At 61.8% G+C, this 4,862-nt stretch carries 6 protein-coding genes and 1 pseudogene; 3 read left to right on the top strand and 4 right to left on the bottom strand.

Going from position 1 to position 4,862, the window contains the following annotated elements; all coding sequences use genetic code 11:
* Together ACYVNQ_RS06690 and ACYVNQ_RS06685 are read left to right on the top strand one after the other, a co-directional pair.
* A pseudogene (locus tag ACYVNQ_RS06690) lies at positions 1 to 266 on the top strand (hypothetical protein); the annotation flags it as partial.
* 278 nt (positions 267 to 544) lie between these two features.
* Positions 545 to 1,066: a histidine phosphatase family protein gene (locus ACYVNQ_RS06685; protein WP_460901685.1), complete on the top strand. Its 522-nt coding sequence runs from the start codon at positions 545 to 547 to the stop codon at positions 1,064 to 1,066.
* 39 nt (positions 1,067 to 1,105) lie between these two features.
* On the opposite strand, the gene ACYVNQ_RS06680 is transcribed toward ACYVNQ_RS06685, so the two are convergent.
* From ACYVNQ_RS06680 to ACYVNQ_RS06665, 4 genes are all read right to left on the bottom strand, one after another.
* A complete protein-coding gene (locus ACYVNQ_RS06680) occupies positions 1,106 to 1,666 on the bottom strand; it encodes a DUF4337 domain-containing protein (RefSeq protein WP_460901683.1) in 561 nt (186 codons plus the stop codon).
* Positions 1,667 to 1,904: 238 nt separating this feature from the next.
* A complete protein-coding gene (locus ACYVNQ_RS06675; protein WP_460901681.1) occupies positions 1,905 to 2,594 on the bottom strand; it encodes a substrate-binding domain-containing protein in 690 nt (229 codons plus the stop codon).
* A gap of 23 nt (positions 2,595 to 2,617) precedes the next feature.
* Entirely contained in the window at positions 2,618 to 3,301 is a 684-nt protein-coding gene (gene ligK, locus ACYVNQ_RS06670) for a 4-carboxy-4-hydroxy-2-oxoadipate aldolase/oxaloacetate decarboxylase (RefSeq protein WP_460901679.1), read from the bottom strand.
* A 2-nt stretch (positions 3,302 to 3,303) separates the two neighbouring features.
* Entirely contained in the window at positions 3,304 to 4,329 is a 1,026-nt protein-coding gene (locus ACYVNQ_RS06665; protein WP_460901677.1) for an amidohydrolase family protein, read from the bottom strand.
* A gap of 349 nt (positions 4,330 to 4,678) precedes the next feature.
* Here ACYVNQ_RS06665 and ACYVNQ_RS06660 point away from each other — a divergent pair.
* The coding region (locus ACYVNQ_RS06660) for a TetR family transcriptional regulator (protein ID WP_460901675.1) at positions 4,679 to 4,862 on the top strand (184 nt) is incomplete at its 3' end.

The following is a 4,862-nucleotide window of genomic DNA, read 5'->3' as shown; positions in this document are numbered from 1 at the left end:
AAGCCGTCGTGCAGCGGCTGGTGTTGCAGCAGCAAGCCTTGCTGCAGGGCATCGCGGCATGGAACGTGGAACGCGCGGAAATCAAGGCCGCCAATACCGTCACGAAGGTGGTCGAACAGGAATGCAATCTGATCGGACAGATCGGCGTGCTGCTCAGCGATCAGATGACCAACTTCATGGCGCTGCAGGAGAACATCGAAATATCGTACGCGTTCTGGCTCAATCAGAAGCTGGGTGCGTTGTCGGCTACGGCGGCGGCTCACTGAGCCCACGGCCGTCGCACGCGCTTCGCGAGCGAGGCGCGTACGACGGCAGCGACGCTGCATCTTCGGGAAAGGCCGTGATCGCATCGCGGCGACCCGGTTCGTGGTGCGCTCTCCGCAGTAAGCGCGGCTGCTAGAATGAGCGACCCATCGCCATCCGCACGACCGTGAACGCCCGACACCTCGCTCTGCTTTTCGCCCGTGCAGTGCTCGCCTGCGCAGCATCCATCGCGACCGCTCAAGCGGCGCATGCCGAACAAGGCGCAACGCAGACCATCGTGATGGTTCGCCACGGCGAAAAACCCGACAGCGGCATGGGCCAACTGACCTGCCAGGGCTTGAACCGCGCACTCGCGCTGCCGCGTGTGATCGAGGCGAAATACGGCCGCCCGGACGCGATCTTCGCCCCCGATCCATCGAAGCAGAAGAACGACCGCGGCACGAAATACGACTATGTGCGTCCGCTCGCCACCATCGAACCCGCCGCCGTGTATTTCGGCTTGCCGGTGAATGCATCGATCGGCTTCAAGAACGCCGACAAACTGACCGATGCACTGCTTTCGCCGCGCTATCAGAACAGCCTCGTCGTGGTGGCATGGGAGCACACCGTCGTCGAACAGGTAGCGCGCGGCATCGTCACCCGCTATGGCGGCGACGCTGCGAGCGTACCGCGCTGGGAAAGCCCGGACTTCGACAGCATCTACGTCGTGCGCATTACGCAGCACGCCGGCGGCCCGACGGTTTCATTCACCGCCGAGCGCGAAGGGCTGGATCATCGCGCCACTGCGTGCCCCACGCCCTGAGCGCACCCGCACGCAGAACGCGGACGCGGCATGCCATGCCTACAGATGCATGAGCGCGAACACAGACACCCCAAGCCCCACAACACCCACCACGCCGGCCAGCGCAAAAAGCTTGCGGCTGCTTGTCAGCGACGTGATCGCCGCAAGCGAGATCGCCACGCTCATCAACGCGAGTGCCTGACCGAACAGGTGCTGCGGATGCTCCTTCTCCGCCGACTGATGGTTGGCCTGCTCGACCTGCTGCTCGAGCGCCTGCGCCTTCGCGGAAATTTCCTTCTTGCGAGTTTCGTATTTGCCGATCTGATCCTGGTAGAACGCGCGGCGCTCGGGCGGCGCAAGTTCGGCGGCGAGTTCCATCAGATGCCCCTTGCTGGATTGCGCCTGATAGTAGCTCCATTGGTCGCTGGCCTTGCTCTGCAACAGCACCGCGTCGTTCTTGAAGACCAGCGCTTGCGTCTGCAATACACCTTCTTCGTAATGCAGAAGCCCGGAAAGAGCCGCGAGAATCGCCGTGAACACTGCTACCCAGCGCGACAGCGAGTCGCCGGCATGAGCGGCATGTTCGACGAAGTGATCATGAGGTGCGTGTTCGTGAGACATGAAGTGGGCATCGGATGGTAAAAGCGCGGGCTCGTCAAAGGCTCGCGCCTTTGACCCTCAACCTTCTAAGCCCTGGAGTTTACCTGACAGCGCGGTAGTCAGAACGCATTGAATGCGTGGTCTGTCCGCGCTTACGAAAACAACGCCGACGCGTAGAGGTCGGCCGTCTTGTCCAATTCATTGTGGCGTGCACGCGCGAGCGCGCGTGCCGCCGTAGCCCACGACAGCGGCTCTTTAATCAGGCCGGTTCCATGCCATGCGCCAGTTTTACCGCGCGGGTTCGCGGCGAGACGAGGAAGGACAGAAACGCTCTCACCGCATCGGCGCGCGACGATTTTGCGCAAAGCGCCGCGGCAAACACGGTCACCGCCTGCGCCTGTTCCGGAAGCGGACCCAGAATCGCGATCCCAGGCTGGTCCAGCAATTCGCTGTTCTGCTGAAAGCCCAGTTCCACTTCGCCCTGCGCAATCAGCGTCGCCACCGGTAGGCCCGGCCGCGCCTGCACGATTTTCGGCGCGATCGTGTCAGCGATACCCCAGCGCGCAAACAGCTTTTCGAGGTGCACCCCACTCGGCCCGGTCGAATAACCAATCGAGCGGCTTTGCAGAATCGCCTCGCGCAGCGCCTCTTCGGTATCGATGCGGGGCTGGTGCGCATCGGCCGCCACCGCGGCGGCGATGCCCGAACGCGCCACATCCACACGGCTGCCGGCATCGACGTGCCCCTGCTGCGCAAGCTTCGCAAGCGCATCGCTGCCGAGCACGACGATATCGAATGCCTCGCCTTCGCTGACGCGCCGTGCTGCGTCGACACCGCCAACTGATTCCACCCGGACCGTCTGGCCCGTCTCGGACTCGTATTCGCTGGCAAGGCGCGACAGGATCTGCCGCGTTGCCATCGAGGAGATCAGCGCCAGCGGAGCCGTCATCTCGCCACTCATAGACACTCCGCTCAGTCGATGTAGCGCAGTCCTGCCTGCGCCAGCGGCTCGCGCATCTTGTACATGTCGAGACCGAGCACGCCGGAAGCGAGCTTCGCGCGCTTGTCGGCTTCGTTTGCTTCGCGTGCGGCGGCTTTCTCCAGCACGTCGGCAGCAAGCGCGCGCGGCACGCACACTACGCCGTCGCTATCGGCCACCACCACGTCGCCCGGCGTGACCAGCATCCCGGCGCACACGACCGGAATGTTCACCGAGCCCAAGGTCGCCTTGACCGTGCCCTTCGACGAGATGGCCTTGCTCCACACCGGGAAGTTCATATCTTCGAGCACCGTCACGTCGCGCACGCCGGCATCGATGATCAAGCCCGTCGCACCGCGCGCCTTGAAGCTGGTCGCCAGCAGATCGCCGAAGTAACCGTCGGTGCATCCTGCCGTCACTGCTGCAACAACGATGTCGCCCGGGCGAATCTGCTCGGCCACCACGTGCATCATCCAGTTGTCGCCCGGTTGCAGCAGCACGGTCACCACGGTGCCGCTTGCCTGCGCACGCGCGTAAATCGGCCGGATGTAAGGCTGCATCAGACCGACACGGCCCATTGCCTCATGCACCGTCGCCGAGCCCAATGCGCCGAGCTTCTGCGCAACCGCGGAATCGGCCCGTTCGAAGTTTCTGTACACCACGCCAAGTTCATACATGTTCAAAGCCCCTTGTTCTTCAGTTTCGCATCGAGACGCGGATAGACACGGCGAGCGTTGCCTTCATAGATCTTGAAGCGGTCCGCAGGATCGATATGCGCCGCTTCGATGTAGCGTTTCGTATCGTCGAAATAGTGTCCCGTCTCCGGATCGATGCCGCGCACTGCACCGATCATCTCGCTGGCGAACAGGATGTTGTCGACCGGCATCACGCGCGTGAGCAGATCGATGCCCGGCTGATGATAGACACAGGTGTCGAAGAAGATGTTGTTCAGCAGATGATCTTTCAGCAACGGCTTTTTCATTTCCTGAGCCAGACCGCGGAAACGTCCCCAGTGGTAAGGCACCGCGCCGCCGCCGTGCGGAATCACGAAACGCAGCGTCGGGAAATCGCTGAACAGGTCGGACGTCAGACACTGCATGAATGCCGTGGTATCCGCGTTCAGGTAGTGGGCGCCGGTGGTGTGAAAGCATGCGTTGCAGCTGGTGCTGACGTGGACCATCGCGGGGATGTCGTACTCGACCATCTTTTCGTAAATCGGATACCAGTAACGATCCGACAACGGCGGGCTGGTCCAATGTCCGCCCGACGGATCCGGATTCAGATTGATCGCGACGTTGCCATACTGCTCCACGCATTTGACGAGTTCGGGAATACACGTTGCGACATCGACGCCCGGGCTTTGCGGCAGCATCGCGGCCGGCACGAAGTTCTCCGGAAACAGCTCGCCGACGCGGTAGCACAGCTCATTGCAGATCGCGGCCCACGTGCTGGACACCTGGAAGTCGCCGATGTGATGTGCCATGAAACTGGCGCGCGGGCTGAAGATCGTCAGATCGAGGCCGCGCTCGCGCATCAGGCGCAGCTGGTTGGTCTCGATCGACTCGCGCAGTTCGTCATCGCTAATGTGCAGTTCCGAGACTGACGGCATCTGTGAAGAATCCTTGATGCCGGCGATCTGGCGGTTGCGCCAGGTTTCAAGTGCCTTCGGTGCGGTGGTGTAGTGTCCGTGGATGTCGATGATCATGCGTGAGCTCTCATATCATGATGCTCTCCAACAGGCGATCCGTCAGAGAGCAGATAAGCGTATGAGATATGAACGTCCAGCGCGCGTCAACTCGGCGCATCGTTGCCTGGCATGGCTCTGTGCGTAGCCAAGGCGATTGGAATCCGCACCGCGCAAGGCGCTCGGGCTGCATTGCATCGTGATGCCCAATAACTTTTTTCGATTGTCGACGTCGCAAATAGCATGGCCGCATCGATGGGTGCGGCGCAGCAACCGGCCGCAGTAACCGGCCTCACTTGCTCCCAGTAAGCTTGCAACCAATTCACGGATGTTGTATCAAATCTAAATCCCACGAATCGTTATCAAGCTCATGAGAAAGTCCAGACAGGAAGCGGCTGAAACCCGACAGCGCATCGTCGATGCCGCATCCCGACGCTTCCGCGAAAACGGCATCGACAACACCGCGCTCGCCGATCTGATGGCGGAGGCTGGCCTCACGCATGGCGGGTTCTACAAGCACTTCGAGTCGAAGGAACAGGTGGCGATCGAGGCGT

This window comes from Paraburkholderia jirisanensis, assembly GCF_054782355.1.
Note: the sequence above shows the minus strand (reverse complement) of the source record. Positions and strands in the feature narration are given on the sequence as shown.

Coding starts and splice junctions, on each gene's coding strand:
- ACYVNQ_RS06685 (WP_460901685.1), top strand. CDS start 545: ATGGTTCGCCACGGCGAAAAACCCGACAGCGGCATGGGCCAACTGACC.
- ACYVNQ_RS06680 (WP_460901683.1), bottom strand. CDS start 1,666: ATGTCTCACGAACACGCACCTCATGATCACTTCGTCGAACATGCCGCT.
- ACYVNQ_RS06675 (WP_460901681.1), bottom strand. CDS start 2,594: ATGACGGCTCCGCTGGCGCTGATCTCCTCGATGGCAACGCGGCAGATC.
- ligK (WP_460901679.1), bottom strand. CDS start 3,301: ATGTATGAACTTGGCGTGGTGTACAGAAACTTCGAACGGGCCGATTCC.
- ACYVNQ_RS06665 (WP_460901677.1), bottom strand. CDS start 4,329: ATGATCATCGACATCCACGGACACTACACCACCGCACCGAAGGCACTT.